The 18526-nt window shown below is 61.6% G+C and carries 15 protein-coding genes; 4 read left to right on the forward strand and 11 right to left on the reverse strand.

Features of this window, described 5'->3' with window-relative positions:
* The coding region (locus EN949_RS07875) for a carboxyl transferase domain-containing protein (protein WP_281039764.1) at positions 1-955 on the forward strand (955 nt) is incomplete at its 5' end.
* 12 nt (positions 956-967) lie between these two features.
* Here the strand turns inward: EN949_RS07875 and EN949_RS07880 are convergent.
* Both EN949_RS07880 and EN949_RS07885 read right to left on the reverse strand, forming a co-directional pair.
* Entirely contained in the window at positions 968-2968 is a 2001-nt protein-coding gene (locus EN949_RS07880) for a hypothetical protein (protein ID WP_127371667.1), read from the reverse strand.
* Positions 2965-4509: a bifunctional ADP-dependent NAD(P)H-hydrate dehydratase/NAD(P)H-hydrate epimerase gene (locus tag EN949_RS07885; protein WP_063168062.1), complete on the reverse strand. Its 1545-nt coding sequence runs from the start codon at positions 4507-4509 to the stop codon at positions 2965-2967. The genes EN949_RS07880 and EN949_RS07885 overlap by 4 nt, the downstream gene beginning before the upstream one ends.
* Positions 4510-4867: 358 nt before the next feature.
* Here EN949_RS07885 and EN949_RS07890 point away from each other — a divergent pair, with 358 nt between their 5' ends.
* Both EN949_RS07890 and glnA read left to right on the forward strand, forming a co-directional pair.
* Positions 4868-5206, forward strand: a complete 339-nt coding sequence (locus EN949_RS07890; protein ID WP_006205430.1) for a P-II family nitrogen regulator — start codon at positions 4868-4870, stop codon at positions 5204-5206.
* 66 nt (positions 5207-5272) lie between these two features.
* The gene (glnA, locus tag EN949_RS07895; RefSeq protein ID WP_013531452.1) at positions 5273-6682 is read left to right on the forward strand and encodes a type I glutamate--ammonia ligase; all 1410 of its coding nucleotides are present in this window, start codon (positions 5273-5275) and stop codon (positions 6680-6682) included.
* A 734-nt stretch (positions 6683-7416) separates the two neighbouring features.
* Here glnA and EN949_RS07905 read toward each other — a convergent pair.
* Positions 7417-8457 carry a glutamine synthetase beta-grasp domain-containing protein gene (locus EN949_RS07905; protein WP_013531450.1) on the reverse strand — a complete coding sequence of 347 codons (1041 nt, stop codon included), beginning with the start codon at positions 8455-8457 and terminating at the stop codon, positions 7417-7419.
* Between the two features lie 316 nt (positions 8458-8773).
* Here EN949_RS07905 and EN949_RS07910 point away from each other — a divergent pair, with 316 nt between their 5' ends.
* The gene (locus EN949_RS07910) at positions 8774-8971 is read left to right on the forward strand and encodes a DUF2735 domain-containing protein (protein WP_063168063.1); all 198 of its coding nucleotides are present in this window, start codon (positions 8774-8776) and stop codon (positions 8969-8971) included.
* Positions 8972-9067: 96 nt separating this feature from the next.
* Here the strand turns inward: EN949_RS07910 and EN949_RS07915 are convergent, their stop codons facing one another.
* The 8 genes from EN949_RS07915 to EN949_RS07950 form a co-directional block, all read right to left on the reverse strand.
* Entirely contained in the window at positions 9068-10957 is a 1890-nt protein-coding gene (locus EN949_RS07915) for an MFS transporter (RefSeq protein WP_013531448.1), read from the reverse strand.
* Between the two features lie 190 nt (positions 10958-11147).
* Positions 11148-11936 (reverse strand): ATP12 family chaperone protein, encoded by a 789-nt coding sequence (locus tag EN949_RS07920; protein WP_127367224.1) that lies wholly within the window; start codon positions 11934-11936, stop codon positions 11148-11150.
* An 11-nt stretch (positions 11937-11947) separates the two neighbouring features.
* Positions 11948-12865 (reverse strand): DMT family transporter, encoded by a 918-nt coding sequence (locus tag EN949_RS07925; protein ID WP_063168065.1) that lies wholly within the window; start codon positions 12863-12865, stop codon positions 11948-11950.
* Between the two features lie 2 nt (positions 12866-12867).
* Positions 12868-13848, reverse strand: coding sequence for an RluA family pseudouridine synthase (locus EN949_RS07930; RefSeq protein WP_024505072.1), 981 nt, complete (start codon positions 13846-13848; stop codon positions 12868-12870).
* A gap of 62 nt (positions 13849-13910) precedes the next feature.
* On the reverse strand, positions 13911-14285 hold the full coding sequence (crcB, locus tag EN949_RS07935) for a fluoride efflux transporter CrcB (protein WP_063168066.1): 375 nt from the start codon (positions 14283-14285) through the stop codon (positions 13911-13913).
* A gap of 76 nt (positions 14286-14361) precedes the next feature.
* Positions 14362-16020 carry a hypothetical protein gene (locus tag EN949_RS07940; RefSeq protein WP_127371040.1) on the reverse strand — a complete coding sequence of 553 codons (1659 nt, stop codon included), beginning with the start codon at positions 16018-16020 and terminating at the stop codon, positions 14362-14364.
* A gap of 168 nt (positions 16021-16188) precedes the next feature.
* The gene (locus EN949_RS07945) at positions 16189-17019 is read right to left on the reverse strand and encodes an aspartyl/asparaginyl beta-hydroxylase domain-containing protein (RefSeq protein WP_063168068.1); all 831 of its coding nucleotides are present in this window, start codon (positions 17017-17019) and stop codon (positions 16189-16191) included.
* A 171-nt stretch (positions 17020-17190) separates the two neighbouring features.
* Positions 17191-18498 carry a replication-associated recombination protein A gene (locus EN949_RS07950; RefSeq protein ID WP_013531441.1) on the reverse strand — a complete coding sequence of 436 codons (1308 nt, stop codon included), beginning with the start codon at positions 18496-18498 and terminating at the stop codon, positions 17191-17193.
* Positions 18499-18526 lie beyond the last annotated feature (28 nt).

Consider the following 18526-nt stretch of genomic DNA (forward strand, 5'->3'; position numbering starts at 1 on the left):
CGGACCGGATGTGGTGAAGACCGTGACCAACGAAACGGTGACCGCCGAGAGTCTCGGCGGCGCCTCCGTCCACACGACGAAATCCTCGATCGCCGACGGCGCCTATGACAATGACGTCGAGGCGCTGCTGCAGATGCGCCGGCTGGTCGACCTGCTGCCGGCTTCCAACACATCGGAGCTTCCCGAGATCGAATGCTACCAGTCGGTCACCGACCATGATTTGTCGCTCGACCGGCTGATTCCCGACAACGCCAACAAGCCCTACGACATCAAGGAGCTGATCCTGAAGGTCGCCGACGAAGGCGACTTCTTCGAGATCCAGCAGAATTTCGCCAAGAACATCGTCACCGGCTTCGGGCGCGTCGAGGGCCGCACGGTCGGCTTCGTCGCCAACCAGCCAATGGTGCTGGCCGGCGTGCTCGATTCGGACGCCAGCCGCAAGGCGGCGCGCTTCGTGCGCTTCTGCGACTGTTTTTCGATTCCGATCGTCACCTTCGTCGATGTCCCCGGCTTCCTGCCCGGTACAGCGCAGGAATATGGCGGGCTGATCAAGCATGGCGCGAAACTGCTGTTCGCCTATGCCGAGGCCACCGTGCCGAAGATCACAGTCATCACCAGAAAAGCCTATGGCGGCGCCTATGACGTGATGGCCTCAAAACACCTGCGCGGCGACATGAACTATGCCTGGCCAACGGCACAGATCGCGGTGATGGGTGCGAGGGGCGCGGTCGAGATCATCTACCGCAAGGACATCGGTGATGCCGAAAAGATCGCAGCCCATACAAAGGCATACGAGGATCGCTTCCTGTCGCCCTTCGTCGCCGCCGAACGCGGTTATGTCGACGAGGTGATCATGCCGCACTCGACCCGCCGCCGTATTGCGCGGGCGCTCCGCATGCTGCGCAACAAGGACATGCAGAACCCCTGGAAGAAGCACGACAACATCCCGCTGTGAGACGCCGGCAACTCACTCCTCTTCCGCCGCCCCGAACCCCGCTCCCATGGTGGCGCGGACAGGGCTGCCCCACGGTGTCGCGTGATTGTCGATGCGCATCTGGAAGATGAAATAGGTCGGCGAGCAGAAGCCGATGCCTCTGACCTTGCCGATGCCCGGCGTGTCCGGCGGCAGCGATTGGCACATATAGTCCTCGCGGCAGAAATGATCGGCCGAACAGGCCGGCCGGTTGCCGCGATTGACGGCGCCGCCAAGGCATTGGTCGAAATTGTTGGTGGCCACGCAGATGTCGAATTTCTTGCCGCCGACCAGCCCGCAAATCTCGTTCGGCATCGGCTTGCCAGCTTTGAAGGCCGCGAAGGCACGGTCCTTGTCGTCGCAGCCGCGATAGGCGATGCCGCCCGGCACGCCGATCTTCGGCGGACGGCAGGTGTAGGCGGTGCGCGACGCGGCAGGCGCGAAGGCCGCGAACTGGCCCGATTTGCTGTAGCGGTCGTTGAAAGGCTGCGCCGCATTGCTGGCGATCGAGCCGGTCAGGCAGGGATGGCCGGAAAACAGTTTTTCGCTGTCCTTGGGCAGCAGGCATTGCGCCAGTTTCGTGTGCACGCCCGAAGCGGTGGCCAGCGGCGTGCAGACGGTGCCGCCGCCGCATTTCCAGGTCGCACCGAAGCGGTCCGCATCTTCCGGCATCAGGCACGGCATGGCCATCTCGGCCGGCGCGTAGTCGACCGCGGCGTCCGTCCAGGCTGCCGGCGGCGCAAAGGAGAGCGGACGGAAGCGGTTTGGCTCCCTGCCCTCAGCTGTAGCGCGCAGCCAGGCCTGGCGGCGCGGGATCTCGGCATGAAGATGCGGCGAGATGTCGACCTCGATGCGGTTGAGCGGCGATGTCGTCTTGTCGTCAAGGCCGATGAAATGGAAGCCGGCAGTGGAACCGGCCTGATGGCAACCTTGGCAGGCGCCATTGTCCAGCCGCTCGACCAGCGCTTCCGGCGTGCGCACCAGTTTTAGCGTGGAATAATCGAGCGATGCGAATTCCTTGGGCTGGAACAATTGCGTAAACGGATGATTGGCCTGCCGCGCGCTGCCGAAGGTCGACCATGAGATGATCTTTCTGGCCAGGAACTCGTCGGGAATCTCATAGACGCCTTCGTCAACCGCCGGCAAATTGGCGCCGACATAGACGGCGAGCCGTGCCTTCAGCGCCGCATCCTGCGAAAGCCGTGCGGTGTCGGGCGTGTTCTCCAGCGGTTTTTCGCTGATATCGGCGCCATCGATGCCGAATATCCGCATGAGATAGGCGGCCTGGCCACCGAACTCGGTTTCCTGGCCGGAGGGGAAGCGCACCACCTGTACGTTGAGCTCCAGCTGCTTGAAGGTGAGCCCAGCTCTCTCCAGCGGCCCGCCGGTCAGCCAGCCGGCATCGACGCTCTCGTCAAGCTGGGGTGTCCAGCGTCCGGCAACACCGACGCAGCCGCCATCGGCGTCGGGGGTGGCGCTGTAGACCGCATTGAAATTGAATGGCAGGCGCGACGCCAGCAGCTTGCCGTTTTTGCGAAAGCTGTAGGCCAGGCGGTAGATGAAGCGCACCTCGCCGCAGCTCCTGTCGCCTTGCAGCACCGCGAAGTCGCGACGATCGAGCCGGTTGACGACGCCGACCAGCCGGAAGCGCGCGGCGTCGGTCTTCAGCCAGCGCATGTCCATGATGCGGCCGACATTGCCGTCGGTGACTTCGTAGAGCGTCCGGCCGCCGGCTTTCATATCGGCACGCAGTGCCGCAACATCTGAGGCAACCGTTTCGACGATGGCATGATAGGCCGGCGCCTCGTCGTAAAGCGTCTTCAGACCGTCCTCGCCGTCGACCCCCAAAACATCGGCGAAACCGAAACCCCTGGCATCGAGTGCGGCGAGCACCGCCGGATCGTCGACGATCGTCACAGGACCTTCGGCGCGCGCCGTCGGCGCCATGAAGACAGCGATGAGGGTGGCAAGCAACAGAACGAGCGCGCGGCTCATTGGGCAGCCGTGCGCGCGTCGAAGAGTTCGCGCAACACCGGCACCAGTGCCAACGGCAGGTCCTCGGCGATCAGACCGGGTCCGAACCGGCTGCCGGCCTCAGCATGCAACCACACCGCCGCGCAGGTGCCCTCGAAGGGCCGCATGCCTTGCGCCAGCAAACCGGCAATGATGCCCGACAGCACGTCGCCTGACCCGGCTGTGGCCAGCCACGGTGCACCGCTGGAGTTGATCGCCGCTTTGCCATCGGGTGCTGCTATGACCGTGTCGGCGCCCTTGTAGACGATGACGGCGTTGGCCCGCGTGGCGGCCGTTCGCGCCTTGTCCAATTTCGACATGGTTTTGTCCCCGGCGATATCAGGGAACAGGCGGCCGAATTCGCCCTCATGCGGCGTAACTATCAAGGCAGGCGCATTCGGCTGACGGGCAGCTTCGAACAGCGCCTGAGGCTGATGGGCCAGCGACGTGATGGCGTCGGCATCAAGAACCATCGCACTGGCGTGGTTCGCGGTCGCCTCGTCGCGTGCTTCCTCCTCCAAAGCCTTGATCAGCTGCAGGGCGAAATCGCCGACCTTGGGCTTTGGCCCAAGCCCCGGTCCGAACACCAGCGCCCCGGGATGGCGCACCGTTAGAAATTCCTGCACCTCCTCGAGCGAGCCCGCCTCGCGCAGCATGATCGAGGTCAGGTGAATCGCGTTCACCTGCATGGCGTTGCCAGGCGACAGCACGGTGACCGCCCCTGCCCCGCTTCTGGCGGCGGCCAGCGCCGACAGCCGCGCCGCGCCCGTAGCACTGGGACCGCCGGAAAAGACGCCGACATGGCCGCGCTTGTATTTGTGCGCATCCACCGTCGGCACCGGAAATTCCTGCAACCACAGGTCCGGCACATTCTCGAAGGTCGAGACGGCGAGCTGGGCGATAATGCCGTCGCCGATGCCGATATCGGCGAGCACGATCTCACCGCATTGCCCGCGCCCCGGCAGCAGCAGGTGGCCAGGCTTTTTCCGCGCGAAGGTGATGGTGACCTCGGCACGAAACGCCCTGCCCAATATGTCACCGCTCCTTCCAGAGACGCCGGACGGCAGGTCGACCGCGACCACGGGCAGGCTCAGGGCTGTCACTGTATCGATGGCTTTCGCGGCGTCGCCGGACAGCGGCTTCGACAGCCCCGCCCCATAGAGCGCGTCGATCACGATCGAGCCAGGCTTGGCGTCAAAGTCAGACAGCGGCCGGGGCTTGATCGGGCATTCCGCGGCGGCGAGCGCCGCATCGCTTTTCGGCCTCGGCGCGCCGGATGCCCAGACCGATGTGCCGACGCCGCTGCCGGCCAGGATGCGGGCAACGACATAGCCATCGCCGCCATTGTTGCCGGGCCCGCACAGCACATGGATGTGCTTTGCCGAGGGGTAGCGCTTGAGAACCTCGGCCGCGACCGCTCCACCAGCGCGCCGCATCAGGCCGATGCCGTCGGCTGGGCCGGCGGCAATCGTCAGCCGATCGGCCTCGCTCATTTCGGCCGGGGAAAGAAGTTCGTTGCTCATGGATTGCCGATCCGCATGCGATCAAGCATTGTCCGATTTCGATCCTAAGCAAACAAGGGGGAGTTGCCGAGATCTGCAGCCATAACGTTGGCACGAAAGCATCGCGGGCAGAAAATTGCCTGGGGGATAGGCAATATGCCCGATTTTTGTGCGGACGTGGGTGCTGGCGCTGTGTAGGCTCTGGCAGTCCATGCCGCTTCCGGTGCAGCGAATGACGCGAATTTGCATCCCGGTGCGGCGCGGCTTTGAAATCTTATGAGACCGCTTAGAATCCGCTGAATTGGCACAGTTCGTGCTTGATGGAGGCGCAAGCGGGGGGTCACAACCCGTTTTTTTGGCAGTGGAGGCCACTTTTTACATGAAAAAGATCGAAGCGATCATCAAGCCATTCAAGCTCGACGAAGTGAAGGAAGCGCTTCAGGAGGCCGGACTGCAAGGCATCACCGTAACCGAAGCAAAAGGCTTCGGTCGTCAGAAGGGCCACACCGAACTCTACCGCGGCGCCGAATATGTCGTCGACTTCCTGCCCAAGGTGAAGATCGAGGTCGTGCTTGGCGACGACGCGGTCGAAGGTGCGATCGAGGCCATCCGCAAGGCGGCCCAGACCGGTCGTATCGGCGACGGCAAGATCTTCGTTTCCAATATCGAGGAAGTCGTGCGTATACGCACCGGCGAAACGGGCATGGACGCGGTCTGACCGACCGCGCCATCCTCCCGAAAAAACGTCATCATCAAAAAAAGTCATCACACAGGGATACATGACATGACGACAGCCAAAGACATCATGAAGCAGATCAAGGACAACGACGTGAAATTCGTCGACCTGCGCTTCACGGACCCGAAGGGCAAGCTGCAGCACGTGACGATGGATGTCATCGAGGTCGAGGAAGACATGTTCGCCGATGGCGTGATGTTCGACGGCTCGTCGATTGCCGGCTGGAAGGCCATCAACGAGTCCGACATGGTGCTGATGCCCGATCCGGAAACGGTCCACATGGACCCGTTTTTCGCGCAGTCGACCATGGTCATCCTGTGCGACATCCTCGATCCGGTTTCGGGTGAATCCTACAACCGCGATCCGCGCGGTACGGCCAAGAAGGCCGAGGCCTACATGAAGGCCGAAGGCATCGGCGACACCATCTTTGTCGGCCCGGAAGCCGAGTTCTTCGTGTTCGACGATGTGAAGTACAAGGCGGATCCCTACAACACCGGATTCAAGCTCGACTCCACGGAACTGCCGTCGAACGACGACACCGATTATGAGACCGGCAATCTCGGCCACCGTCCGCGCATCAAGGGCGGCTACTTCCCGGTGCCGCCGATCGACAGCGCGCAGGACATGCGCTCGGAAATGCTGACCGTGCTCGCCGAGATGGGCGTGCGCGTCGAAAAGCATCACCATGAGGTGGCGGCGGCTCAGCACGAACTCGGCATCAAGTTCGACGCGCTGGTGCGCAACGCCGACAAGATGCTGATCTACAAGTATGTCGTCCACCAGGTCGCCAACGCCTACGGCAAGACGGCAACCTTCATGCCGAAGCCGATCTTCGGCGACAACGGCTCGGGCATGCACGTCCACATGTCGATCTGGAAGAACGGCAAGCCGACCTTCGCCGGCAATGAATACGCCGGTCTGTCGGAAAGCTGCCTGTTCTTCATCGGCGGCGTCATCAAGCATGCCAAGGCGATCAACGCCTTCACCAACCCGCTGACCAATTCCTACAAGCGCCTGGTGCCGGGTTACGAAGCGCCGGTTCTGCTCGCCTATTCGGCGCGCAACCGCTCGGCTTCCTGCCGTATCCCGTTCGGCTCGTCGCCGAAGGCCAAGCGCGTCGAGGTCCGCTTCCCAGATCCGGGCGCGAACCCCTACCTCGCCTTCTCAGCGCTGCTGATGGCCGGCCTCGACGGCATCAAGAACAAGATCCATCCCGGCCAGCCGATGGACAAGGATCTCTACGACCTGCCGCCGAAGGAGCTGAAGAAGATCCCGACCGTCTGCGGCTCGCTGCGTGAAGCCCTGCAGAGCCTCGACAAGGACCGCGGCTTCCTGAAAGCCGGCGGCGTCTTCGACGACGACCAGATCGACAGCTACATCGAGCTGAAGATGGCCGAAGTGATGCGCTTCGAAATGACCCCGCATCCGGTCGAGTACGACATGTACTACTCCGTCTGAGATTCAATCTCGGTCCAAGATTAGCTATAATGCTCAAGCCCTTGAAAGACGTCCCTCTTTCAAGGGCTTTTTGCTGCGCTCCATAGGAATTGCCAGCCGACCGGCATGCCTCGCCTGCACGGCAGCCGCGCATGGACAGCCGTATCCGCCTTTCGTCTTCGACGATCATAGGATGCCCGGATTCTTGGACCTACGGTCCATCGGAGCGGCCGGCTTGAGCGCGTCGCTTCAATCACAACTCGGCGGTGTTCAGTAAATGATCAAGGGAGGCGGTTCGGCCGCCAACGTCGGAGCCAGGAGCGAGCGGAGCACTGTCTCAGGCTACAGTGACCGCTCGTCCGGCGCCCACGCCAATGCCGCCGTTCAAGAAAACCCCGCCCGTCCGAACAGCATTGCGTGACGTAACCCCAAGACCCGCGAATACGCATGCCGTAGCGTGATCTGTCAACGCCGCCAGCCGGGTGGCGAATGACCGATTCCGTTGTATGAACAGATGCTTATGGAAGATCCATCGCCCCGGACAAGGGCTGGAAAGGCGGTTTTCCGGGCTTTCTGGCGAGTGATCGCCGCAGACCCGCACGGCTGCGGCCGGAACTCACGGGCGATTAGCGACCGCCGGAACTGCCTGACTTTTTCTGGGTATGTTTTACCGGGAATGCAGTCAGCCGGGTAACGGCCAAAAAAGAACCCCGGCGCGAAACGCCGGGGTCCTCTTGTCATACAGTCCGAAACACTTAAGCGGCGGCTGAAACCTGGGCGCTTGCCGGAACCGAGGCGATCGTCTTCAGGATTTGCGAGGCGATCTGGTAGGGGTCGCCCTGCGAGTTCGGACGGCGGTCTTCGAGATAACCCTTATAGTCGCTCTTGATGAAGGAATGCGGCACGCGGATCGAGGCGCCACGGTCGGCAATGCCATAGCTGAACCGGTTCCACGGCGCGGTCTCGTGCTTGCCGGTCAAACGCTTGTCGTTGTCCGGGCCGTAGACGGCGATGTGATCCATCAGGTTCTTGTCGAAGGCCGCCATCAGCGCTTCGAAATAGGCTTTGCCGCCGACTTCGCGCATATAGGCGGTCGAGAAGTTGGCGTGCATGCCAGAGCCGTTCCAGTCGGTGTCTCCGAGCGGCTTGCAGTGGTATTCGATGTCGATGCCGTATTTCTCGGTCAGGCGCTGCAGGAGGTAGCGGGCCATCCACATCTGGTCGGCGGCCTTCTTGGAGCCCTTGCCGAAAATCTGGAATTCCCATTGGCCTTTGGCCACTTCGGCGTTGATGCCTTCGTGGTTGATGCCGGCGGCGAGGCAGAGGTCGAGATGCTCCTCGACGATCTGACGCGCGACGGAGCCGACATTGGAATAGCCGACGCCGGTGTAGTACGGGCCCTGGGGTGCGGGATAGCCGCTCTCGGGGAAGCCGAGCGGGCGACCGTCCTTGTAGAAGAAATATTCCTGCTCGAAGCCGAACCAGGCGCCCTCGTCATCGAGGATGGTGGCGCGCTTGTTTGAGGCATGCGGCGTGACACCATCGGGCATCATGACTTCGCACATGACCAGCACGCCGTTGGTGCGGGCGGGATCCGGATAGACCGCAACCGGCTTCAGCACGCAATCGGAGCTGTGCCCTTCCGCCTGCTGGGTCGAGGAACCATCGAAGCCCCACAGCGGCAGCTGCTCGAGTTCAGGGAATTCGGCGAATTCCTTGATCTGCGTCTTGCCGCGAAGGTTGGGGACCGGGGTATATCCATCGAGCCAGATATACTCGAGCTTGTATTTCGTCATTCTAGCCTCTCGTTGCTTGATCACCGAACACTGAACGGCGTCGACATGCGTCTGCCGTCAGCAGCTGGCCTGCCGCACACTTAAAATGCAATTCGTGTGCCATTCTTGGTCCGGAGGGTGCGACAAAATTGACGCGGCATCCACCGGAAGTCGGTGAGCCGCCTAAGCAATGCGCCCGGATCCATCACGGTCCTTATTTGCACAAATAGTGTGCAAATGCTGATCTTTTCATAGGCATATTGCCTAACTTGATTGCAGACCTTATCTTCGGGCCAAGTTGAATCGAAAAGGTTCGGCGGAAGAAAGGAACCCGGCAATGGAAGTCATTTCCACACGACCGTCGGCCAAAATTTTGATGTTCCCGGCGGCAGCACGCCTCTCTGCCTCAAATTTGAGCGGAAAGGCTAAGTTTGCGGCAGAGCTTGCCTCGCTGCGTGGTGCCCGCGCGGATTTCGGCGACGGCTGGTACCATGAGGCAGCCATCGAGGAAGAGGCCCGGGGCCGCAAGAGCTGACACAAAGGGCAGCAGCCCTCGCCAACGAATTGGCCTGAAAAGAAAAAGCCCGGCGCGATCGTTCGCGCCGGGCTTTCTTTTGAACGCTGGGGCTGCCTACTCCTTGGCGTGCAGGTCGGTGCCGAGCGTATCCTTGACGAAGATCATGCCGATGACCAGCGTTATAGCCGCGATCACCACCGGGTACCAAAGGCCATAGTAGATGTCGCCTTTGTAGGCGCTGAGCGCGAACACGGTTGCCGGCAGCAGTCCACCGAACCAGCCATTGCCGATGTGATAGGGCAGCGACATGCCGGTGTAGCGAATGCGGGTCGGGAACATCTCGACCAGGATCGCCGCGATCGGCCCGTAGACCATGGTCACGAACAGCACCAGGATGAACAGGATGCCGATCGTCATTGGCCAGTTCACTGCTGCAGGATCGGCGAACATGGCGAACGCGCCGCCGCCTGGAATGTTGTAGACGGTGACTTCGGGTGCGCCCGCTGCCTCATCGGTGGTCAGCAGCTTGTCCTTGACCGCCTGGTCGATCGGCACCGTCGCCTTTTCACCGGCACGGATGGCAGCGGCGTCCAGCTTCAGTTCCGGGTTGGCGGCAACAAACGCATCGAGCTTCTGGTCCGCAACCTTGGCTGCCGCGCGCTTCAGCGGATAGCCGCCGTCCTGCAGCGACATATTGACGGCCTTGATGAAGGCCGCTTCCTTGGCCTTGGCCTGATCACCGGCGGCGATGGCGTCATAGGACTCGACCGTCTCGTTGCCGATTTTGACAGATGCGGGTGTGCCGGCGGCAGCCGTCGACACCACGTCATAGGGAACCGAGTTCTTGGTCAGGAACGAAGTCGCGATATCGCAGGATGTCGTGAACTTCGCCGTGCCAACCGGATTGAACTGGAACTTGCAGTCGCCCGGCGCCGCGGTCACCGTCGCCCTGGTGTTCTGCTGCGCCGTGGCGAGTGCCGGATTGGCAGCCCATGTCAGTGCCTTGAACAGCGGGAAGGTGCAGACAATCGCCAGCGCAAGGCCCGCCATGATGATCGGCTTGCGGCCGATCTTGTCGGAGAGCCAGCCGAAGACGACGAAGAAGATCGAACCGACCGCCAGGGCGACCGCGATCATGATGTTGACCGACTGCGCGTCGACCTTGAGCACGTTGGTCAAGAAGAACAGCGCGTAGAACTGGCCATTGTACCAGACCACGGCCTGACCGGCGGTGAGGCCGAGCAGCGCCAGCAGTGCAATCTTGGCGTTCTTCCATTGGCCGAAGGCTTCCGTCAGCGGCGCCTTGGAGCCCTTGCCCTCATCCTTCATGCGCTGGAAGGTCGGGGATTCGGAAAGCGAAAGCCGGATCCAGATCGAGATGCCGAGCAGCAGGAAAGACACGATGAACGGAATACGCCAGCCCCAGGCAGCATAGTTTTCCTTGCTCAATGAAGCCTGTACGATCAGGATCACAACCAGCGACAGGAACAGGCCGAGCGTCGCGGTGGTCTGGATCCACGAGGTGTAGTAGCCGCGCCGGTTGTCCGGCGCATGTTCGGCGACGTAAGTGGCCGCGCCGCCATATTCGCCACCCAGAGCCAGGCCCTGCAGCATGCGCAGGATGATCAGGATCACGGGAGCGGCGATGCCCAAAGTGGCATAGCCGGGCAGCAAGCCGACCAGGAAGGTCGACAGGCCCATGATCGTCATGGTGACAAGAAAAGTATATTTACGGCCGACAAGGTCACCGATGCGGCCGAACAGCAGTGCGCCGAACGGGCGCACAAGGAAGCCTGCGGCGAAAGCCAACAGCGCGAAAATGTTGCGGGTCGCTTCCGGAATGGCTGGGCTGAAAAAGGTCGAACCGATGAACACCGCCAGCGAGCCATAGAGATAGAAATCATACCATTCGAAAACGGTGCCGAGCGAGGAAGCGAAGATGACTTTCTTCTCTTCCCGCGTCATGCCGCGGCTTGTTCCGCCGGCGGTCGATGCTATTGCCATTGCGTTATCCTCCCGTGAGACCCGTTCTCAATGCTGCGCGACACTGTCCGCGTTCTCCTCCGAGCACGGACTCAACGACAGCCATTCGGGAAAAATGACAGAAAGCGCCCGCCAAAGGCAGCGCGTCTTTGGGATTATGACTTTGGTATTAGGTGCGCTGCGGGATGAAACCGGGCGAGTTGGTAAACCCCTAGCCCTTGAGCGCTTGCAGCAGGCCGGCGGCAGCCATCATGTCGCGCTTGCGAGCCGCGCGGCGGGCAACAGCCTCCGCATCCTGCCCCCAATGCTCGATCTGCCAGTCCTCGTCGACATGAGCAGCGGCCCAGGCAGCCTCAGCGTCGATCTCGCCGAAATCGACAGCCAGCGCCAGCAGCGCCGAACCGGTCAGCGACGTCATCACATGAATGGCGGCGAGCCGCAGCGGCTCGGCGCGCTGGGCAAGATGGCTGCCCAGCACGGCGATGGTCTCGCGCGGCTGCTCGACATGGATGATGCCCTCGGCCAGATTGAAGCGGGCTCCGAGCGTCCTCGCCCAGTCGATCACCGGATCCCAATGCTGATTCTGCCGCTCCACCAGCCCTTGCGGTGCGTCGGCGCGATAGCAGGTGAGATCGGATGAGGCAAAGCGCAGGATATCCTCCAGCACCGCCTGCGGGTCGCTGGCGACGCCATCGATGGCCGTGTTGACGAGGCGCATCACCGGCATCTTCACCGGATCGATGGTCTCGCTTTGGGCGGCGAACTCGTCGGCGACGAGCGCGGCTGCTGCCTCGGTCGGCAGCACCAGCAGCGCCTTGCCCGGCGTCCGCACCGGCTTGCCGTCGAGATGCACGGCAAAGCCATTGTCGAAAGGTGCCACAGAGGCGGCCTTGTAGAAGCGCTTGGGCAGAGGCGTCTTCATCTGGATCTGGGCGCGGCGCACAGGATCCGGGTCGGAGAGATACTTGCCCGCTTCGAGGTCGTTGAGGATGTCACGCATGAAGGTCTCTCTTACACCGGCGTCAGCTTGCGCGCCGGCCGGTTGACGATGATCAGGCCGGCGGCAATCAGGCCAAGTGCCAGGAAAATGCGCATGGTCAGCGGCTCATTCAAGAACATGGCTCCGCACAGGACGCCGAAAACCGGCGACAGGAAGGTGAAACTGGACAAGCCTGACGCCGGATAGCGCCGCAGCAGCCAGAACCACAGCACATAGGTGAAGGCGACGATGTAGACCGCCTGGAAAAGCAGCGCCAAGGTCGGCAGCACGGTCGGGTCGCGAACGGGCGGGCCGGCGAGAGGCAGCACCAATACGCCTACGATCGCTGCCCCGGCGAGCTGGTAGAGCAGCAGCTTCTCGGCGCTCGCCTCGACCAGCTTCGACCGCTTGATGAGGATGTTGGTCAAAGCCCAGAAGAATCCGGAGCCAAGGCTCAGCAGATCGCCGAACAGCATGTCTCCGCCGCCGCCAAGCTTGTCGGAAAACACCGCGGCAAGGCCGGCAAAGGCCAGCAGCAGGCCAAGGAATTTTCTCAACGTGATCTGCTCGCCGAGCAGGAAATGGCCGCCGAGCAGCATCCAGAACGGCATGGTGTTGACCAGCAGCGTGTTGCGGGCAACGGTCGTATGCTCCAGGCCGACATAGAGGCAAAGGAACTCGATGCCGAAAAGCGCGCCAACCAAGATGCCGGCGAGCAAGGTCCCGTCGCGCGTGAAAAGCGCGATGCCGCGCCACCGGCACCAGGCAAAGACACACATGCCGCCGATGATCGAGCGCGCGATCGACAGGAAAACCGGATCATAGCCAGCGTAGGAGATCTTGGCGGCGACGTAATTCAGCCCCCAGGAAAAGGTCAGCCCGACCATGATCGCGGCGGCGGCCAGGTCGACCGTGTCGCGCCGGTCGAGCGCGTCGGTGGCGCCGCTCACGATCAGTCCTCCGCGCTGGCGTCGTCGAAGCCGATCAGGTTCCAGCTCTGGCGCATATGCGGTGGCATTGGCGCCGTGACATCGATGACGCCCTTGTCGGGATGCGGAATGATGATGCGGCGGGCGTGCAGATGCAGGCGGTTTTGAATGCCGCCGGGAAAGTCCCAGTTGGTGTCGGCCTCGAAATATTTCGGATCGCCCAGGATCGGGCAGCCGATGTAGGCGGCATGAACGCGAAGCTGGTGGGTGCGGCCGGTATAAGGCTCCATCTCCAGCCAGGTCATCGTCTGCGCCGCCTGCTCGATGATCCGGTAATAAGAGACGGCGTGGTCGGCGCCCTTTTCGCCATGCGCGGCGACCCGCACGCGGTCACCGTCCGGCGTCGGCTCCTTGATCAGCCAGGTCGAGATCTTGTCCTCGCGCTTGGGCGGCACGCCCTTGACCAGCGCCCAATAGGTCTTCTTGGTCTCGCGGGCGCGAAACGCTTCCGAGAGCTTCATGGCGGCCAGTCGGGTGCGGGCGACGACCAGCACGCCCGAAGTGTCGCGGTCGAGCCTGTGAACCAGTCTGGGCTTCTCGCCCTTCTGGTTGCGCCAGGCCTCCAGCATGTCGTCGACATTGCGGGTGACGCCCGAGCCGCCCTGCACCGCAAGGCCCGCCGGCTTGTTGAAGACGAAAACCTTAGGGTCTTCATGGATCAGCATTTTCGACAGGACATCGGCATCGCCCTGGTTGCGGATCGAGTGGCCGGTCAGCGCACTCTCGCCCTTCTTGTCAACCTCGAGCGGTGGGACGCGAACCATCTGGCCGGGCTCGACACGGGTGTCGGCCTTGACCCGGCCGCCGTCGACACGGATCTGGCCGGAGCGCAGAAGCTTCTGCAAATGGCCGAAACCAAGGCCCGGGAAATGGGTCTTGAACCAGCGGTCGAGCCGCATGCCCGCCTCGCCGGCTTCCACCGTGATCTGTTCAACGCCTGCCATGTTTTTTGTCGCTTATCCGTTTCCCGAGCCAAGCTCGGCCTGTTCTTGGCGCGGCAATAGCACTAAGGCAGGCTTCTTGCGAGCCAAAGTCCCAGAAACAGGGCGATAATGGCGCCAATGACGCTGGCAAGGGCATAACCCAGCGCAGGCAGCGTGGCTCCCCGCTCCCACAGCGTCGCGAAATCGAGCGAAAAGGCTGAGAAGGTGGTGAAGCCGCCAAGAATGCCGGTGGCAACGAACAGCCTGACCTCGTTCGATCCGCCACGGCGCATCATGGAGGCGATGAACAGCCCCATGGCGAAGGAGCCGATGACGTTGATGGCCATCGTGCCCCAGGGATAGTTGGGGCCGACAAAACGCAGCGCGCCGATGTTGGTAAGGTGACGAATCCCGGCACCGATGCCGCCACCGAGGAAGACGAGAAACAGATTGAACATGACCGTTTACTGCCCCCGCAGGGCTGCCCGGTCAATCCCTCGTTGTGGGCGCAACCGCACGGACCAGCCGAGCTCGTCACCACTCAGGCGTTGCCCATCCCGGATATTTTTTCCTGAACTCGTTATAGAGGTCATCGATCTCCGTTTTGCCGATAGGGCGCGCCTGTTCGTAGAGGTAGCCCTTGACGTCGCCGGACAGCTGGTACGCCGCGATGCGCCTGTATGCTGCGCCGATGCCTTTGCCCTCGACAATGTATTGGTCCGGTATCGAGACACAGAGCTGCGCACCCGGCTGCAGATGGGTAACGGGCGGATCGGTCACGACAACGTATTTGGACTTCAACGCCGCCGGTCTGAATCGATCGCGACTATCGACCTGACAAGCCCACTCGATGCGAGGGTAAAGGTCCTTGTCCATTTCATAGAGCAATGAGTCGCTCATGATCCCGCTGGATGCAAATACCGACAACCGGTCCCCAGGTCCCATCTTTCCAAGAAGGTCATCGATAAGACGCCTGTATTCTGGAAGATTGTCGAGTTGCAGCGGGAGCGTGGCTTCCCTGGCAAAGACGTAGCTGATCGGTGACAGCACCTGGCGGCCAATTGGGAAAAAAGTACCGAAAAACGCCAGCACGGCGGCAACGGCTATCGCGGCGTTCGACCATCGCGATCTCAGCGCCGGCATCGAAACGATCGCAACGATTGCCTGGGCGTAGGCAGGAAAAAGCCAAAGAAACATTGGCACCGAATGGTGGCGATCCGGGTCCTGCATGCGGGTGAAGAGGAAGAAGGTAAGTACCGAAGCAACGGCACAGAACAGGGAAAATCTGTTTTGGCGTATGATGGAGATGCAAAGGCCGAATACGATCAACAGCCAGTTCACATAGCTGAGCCGCGATCCTGCCTGGTCAACCTGTGAAACGAAGCTTGTCTTGTATCCGCTGTAAAGGTCGCCATAGCTGGTTCCCAGTATCTTGAGGACCAGGGGTTGCTGGAAGGTCAGCGCGGCTCCGACAACCACGAGGATCACACACAGGCCCCCGACGGCGGCATTGCGGAGTGCCGGGACGTCGCGGTCTTTCGCGACCTGCAGAAAACAGAAGAAGGCCGCGGAAGTTCCGACCCCGATGACGGGATAAGCATACCAGCGGCGCAGCACGAATGCCAACCACAGGCATACGCCGACACGCATGCCGCTGATCACCGGTTCATGGGTCAGGAACCTCGATTTCCAGAGAAAATAGGTTGCCGCGCAAAGCGCGAGACAGCCGGCAATGTCCGGCAACCCACGAAGCGTCGCCGCCCAGAAGGGCGTGTAGAGAAAGGCCGCAATCCATACGGTGAGCCAGCTTCGGCATGAAGGCGTCCCGGTCGCCGCCTCCAGATAGCTTGTTCTGCCGATGAGAAGAGCGGTCGGAACCAGGTAAACAGCGACTATTCCGGCGATGTAGGAAAACCTCGAATCGCCAAAAATGATGTGAAACGGCATCAGCGGCACCAGGATCGCCGCACTGTAGTCATCGGTGGCGATCGAGGTCCTCAAATGGCTGAGCCACTCGAGAGGGCTCTGAACCAAGAGCGTGCCCTGCCGGCTAAACGTGTCGAAATAGGCAGCGAAGTCCCAGTAATAGACAGGCTGTTCAAGCCCTACATAGATGAGAGCAAGAGCAACTCCCAGCAGAGCGGTACACACATATGTCGTTGCCCAAAATCCGAGAGATTTGTTCTTCGTCACTTGCGGCCGCCAGAAGGAGAAGAGGCAGAACTATCAAAGCCAGCCCGGACTACCGTTTATGCAGCCAGGATCCGTTCCGGCGCATGAGCGGCCGACAAGGATTGGCCAAGTCTCACATGCAGAGCACCCAAACGCTGCCGACAGGGCCGGCAGCCGATTTTCCAAAGCTCAGGTCGTCCCGGCATTCTTCGGCTTGGTCGAACCGATCATTTTCCAGTTCTTGTAGAACATGGAATTGATGCGCTCGACGCTCACCGAGACGATGGCCAGCATACCCGCGATGAGGCGGGGAACCGGGGATGGCCTGATAATGTCCATGAACACGCAGTAGCGGCGGCCGTCATACTCGTTGACCGAGCGATGCAGCAGCGTGTCGTCGAAGATGAACAGCGGATTGTCGTACCAGTAATTCTTGACGTTGCCGCACTCGACGAAAATCTCCGACTTCACCGGGATCAGATTGTAGAGGATGCGCAAGCTGAGCCGCAGCGGGCCGAAATGCCAGGACGTCGATTCGCGCTTGCTGAAGACGGAAACGGCGATGGTCTTGATGTATTTGAAATCCTTGTTGAACTCGGCGACGTTGTCGATCCTGTGCTTGCCGTACCACTGGTAGACATACATGCCGCGCCGGCCGGCGCCGAAATTGGCATCGATATCGGCGATGATCTCATCCTTGCGCGCCTTGAAGATGTCCAGGACCTCGTTGACCTCGCGCTGATAGTCGGCGGGAAACTGCTCCAGCTTCCACACGCCAGGATTTCTGTAGCACAGGAGGTCGACCAGCAGGTTGAACGGCGAAAGCAGCCAGGTGAACAGGCCGTTGCCGAGAAAATAGCCTGAGAACAGCGACAGATCCTTGCGGTCGTTGCGCAGCACGTCGATCAGGCCGCAGACGATGAAGATCGTCGTCAGGATGGGGATGAAATAGAAGCCAAGGGCGAGAAGCGGGATGGCAATGGCGAATTTGCGAAGGGATTTGCGAAGATTTTTTGTCATTTTTCCACGCGCCAAGCGCGATCCTGTTGCGAATGAGGTGCCCAAATCAAGGCAATGGCCACCGGCCGGTCGTGCGCCTTGATAAGGTTTTTTGGGTTACCACACAACGGCCCTGCTACCGCGGCCGGCTGGCTGCCTGCTGGATCTGGTCAATAGCCTCACGCAAGCCGGCTATTCCCGCTCTTTGCGCAGCTTTGCCCAATAATCGAGCCGCTTCCTGATATCGCGCTCGAAGCCGCGCTCGGGCGGATCATAGAAGGTCTGGCGACCCATCTTCTCCGGAAAATAATCCTGCCCCGAAAAGGCATCCGGCTCGTCATGGTCGTAGCGGTAGCCGGCGCCGTAATCCTCCTCTTTCATCAGCTTGGTCGGCGCGTTGAGGATGTGCTTGGGTGGCAGCAGCGAGCCGTGTTCCTTGGCGGCCCGCGTGGCGGCCTTGAAAGCGTTGTAGACGGCGTTGGATTTGGGCGCGGTGGCGAGATAGACGGTGGCCTCGGCAAAGGCGAGTTCGCCCTCGGGCGAGCCGAGATAGTCGTAGGCATCCTTGGCGGCATTGGCGACGACAAGCGCCTGCGGGTCGGCAAGGCCGATGTCTTCCATGGCCATGCGCACCAGCCGGCGGCCTAGATAGAGCGGATCCTCGCCGGCATCGAACATGCGTGCGAGATAGTAGAGAGCCGCGTCAGGATCTGAACCGCGTACCGATTTGTGCAGCGCCGAGATCAGATTGTAATGGCCGTCCTGGCCCTTGTCGTAGATCGGCGCGCGGCGCTGGACGATGCGCTGCAGACCCTCGGGATCGAAGACCTCGCCGGGCTTGGCTGCTCGCCAGACTTCCTCTGCCAGGGTAAGAGAGGCGCGGCCGTCGCCATCGCTCATGCGGATGAGCATGGCCCGCGCCTCGTCGTCGAGCGGCAGCGCCCTGCCCTCGGTCTCCTCCGCCCGCGCCATCAGCTTGGAGATGCTCTCCTCGCCAAGCGAATGGAAGACCAGAACGCGCGCGCGTGACAACAAAGCGGCATTCAGTTCGAAGGACGGGTTTTCCGTCGTGGCGCCAACCAGCACGACTGTCCCGTCCTCCATGACCGGGAGGAAACTGTCCTGCTGCGCGCGGTTGAAGCGATGGATCTCGTCGACGAACAACAAGGTCTGGCGGCCATTGGCACGGCGCAATTTGGCTGATTCGAACACCTTTTTCAGGTCGGCGACGCCGGAAAAGACAGCCGATATCTGCTCGAAGGCGAGACTCGTTTCACCGGCGAGCAACCGCGCCACGGTGGTCTTGCCGGTGCCGGGCGGCCCCCAGAAAATCATCGAGCCGAGCGAGCCGGAACCGATCAACCGGGTCAGCGCGCCGTCAGGCCCCGTCAGATGCTCCTGGCCGACGACCTCGCCAAGGTTCCTCGGCCGTAGCCTGTCGGCCAGCGGCCGCCCAGGCGGCTTCTTTTCCGGTTCATCGACGCTGAACAGATCGGCCATGCACTTCTTTTTCGTTGGAGCATGAGCC

Origin of the sequence: Mesorhizobium sp. M7A.F.Ca.US.007.01.2.1 (assembly GCF_003998165.1) — a bacterium.
Classification (GTDB): domain Bacteria; phylum Pseudomonadota; class Alphaproteobacteria; order Rhizobiales; family Rhizobiaceae; genus Mesorhizobium; species Mesorhizobium ciceri.

Bases quoted from the DNA above. Each gene is read 5' to 3' on its own strand.
- EN949_RS07880 (WP_127371667.1), bottom strand. From the start codon at position 2,968: ATGAGCCGCGCGCTCGTTCTGTTGCTTGCCACCCTCATCGCTGTCTTC.
- EN949_RS07885 (WP_063168062.1), bottom strand. From the start codon at position 4,509: ATGAGCAACGAACTTCTTTCCCCGGCCGAAATGAGCGAGGCCGATCGG.
- EN949_RS07890 (WP_006205430.1), top strand. From the start codon at position 4,868: ATGAAAAAGATCGAAGCGATCATCAAGCCATTCAAGCTCGACGAAGTG.
- glnA (WP_013531452.1), top strand. From the start codon at position 5,273: ATGACGACAGCCAAAGACATCATGAAGCAGATCAAGGACAACGACGTG.
- EN949_RS07905 (WP_013531450.1), bottom strand. From the start codon at position 8,457: ATGACGAAATACAAGCTCGAGTATATCTGGCTCGATGGATATACCCCG.
- EN949_RS07910 (WP_063168063.1), top strand. From the start codon at position 8,774: ATGGAAGTCATTTCCACACGACCGTCGGCCAAAATTTTGATGTTCCCG.
- EN949_RS07915 (WP_013531448.1), bottom strand. From the start codon at position 10,957: ATGGCAATAGCATCGACCGCCGGCGGAACAAGCCGCGGCATGACGCGG.
- EN949_RS07920 (WP_127367224.1), bottom strand. From the start codon at position 11,936: ATGCGTGACATCCTCAACGACCTCGAAGCGGGCAAGTATCTCTCCGAC.
- EN949_RS07930 (WP_024505072.1), bottom strand. From the start codon at position 13,848: ATGGCAGGCGTTGAACAGATCACGGTGGAAGCCGGCGAGGCGGGCATG.
- crcB (WP_063168066.1), bottom strand. From the start codon at position 14,285: ATGTTCAATCTGTTTCTCGTCTTCCTCGGTGGCGGCATCGGTGCCGGG.
- EN949_RS07945 (WP_063168068.1), bottom strand. From the start codon at position 17,019: ATGACAAAAAATCTTCGCAAATCCCTTCGCAAATTCGCCATTGCCATC.
- EN949_RS07950 (WP_013531441.1), bottom strand. From the start codon at position 18,498: ATGGCCGATCTGTTCAGCGTCGATGAACCGGAAAAGAAGCCGCCTGGG.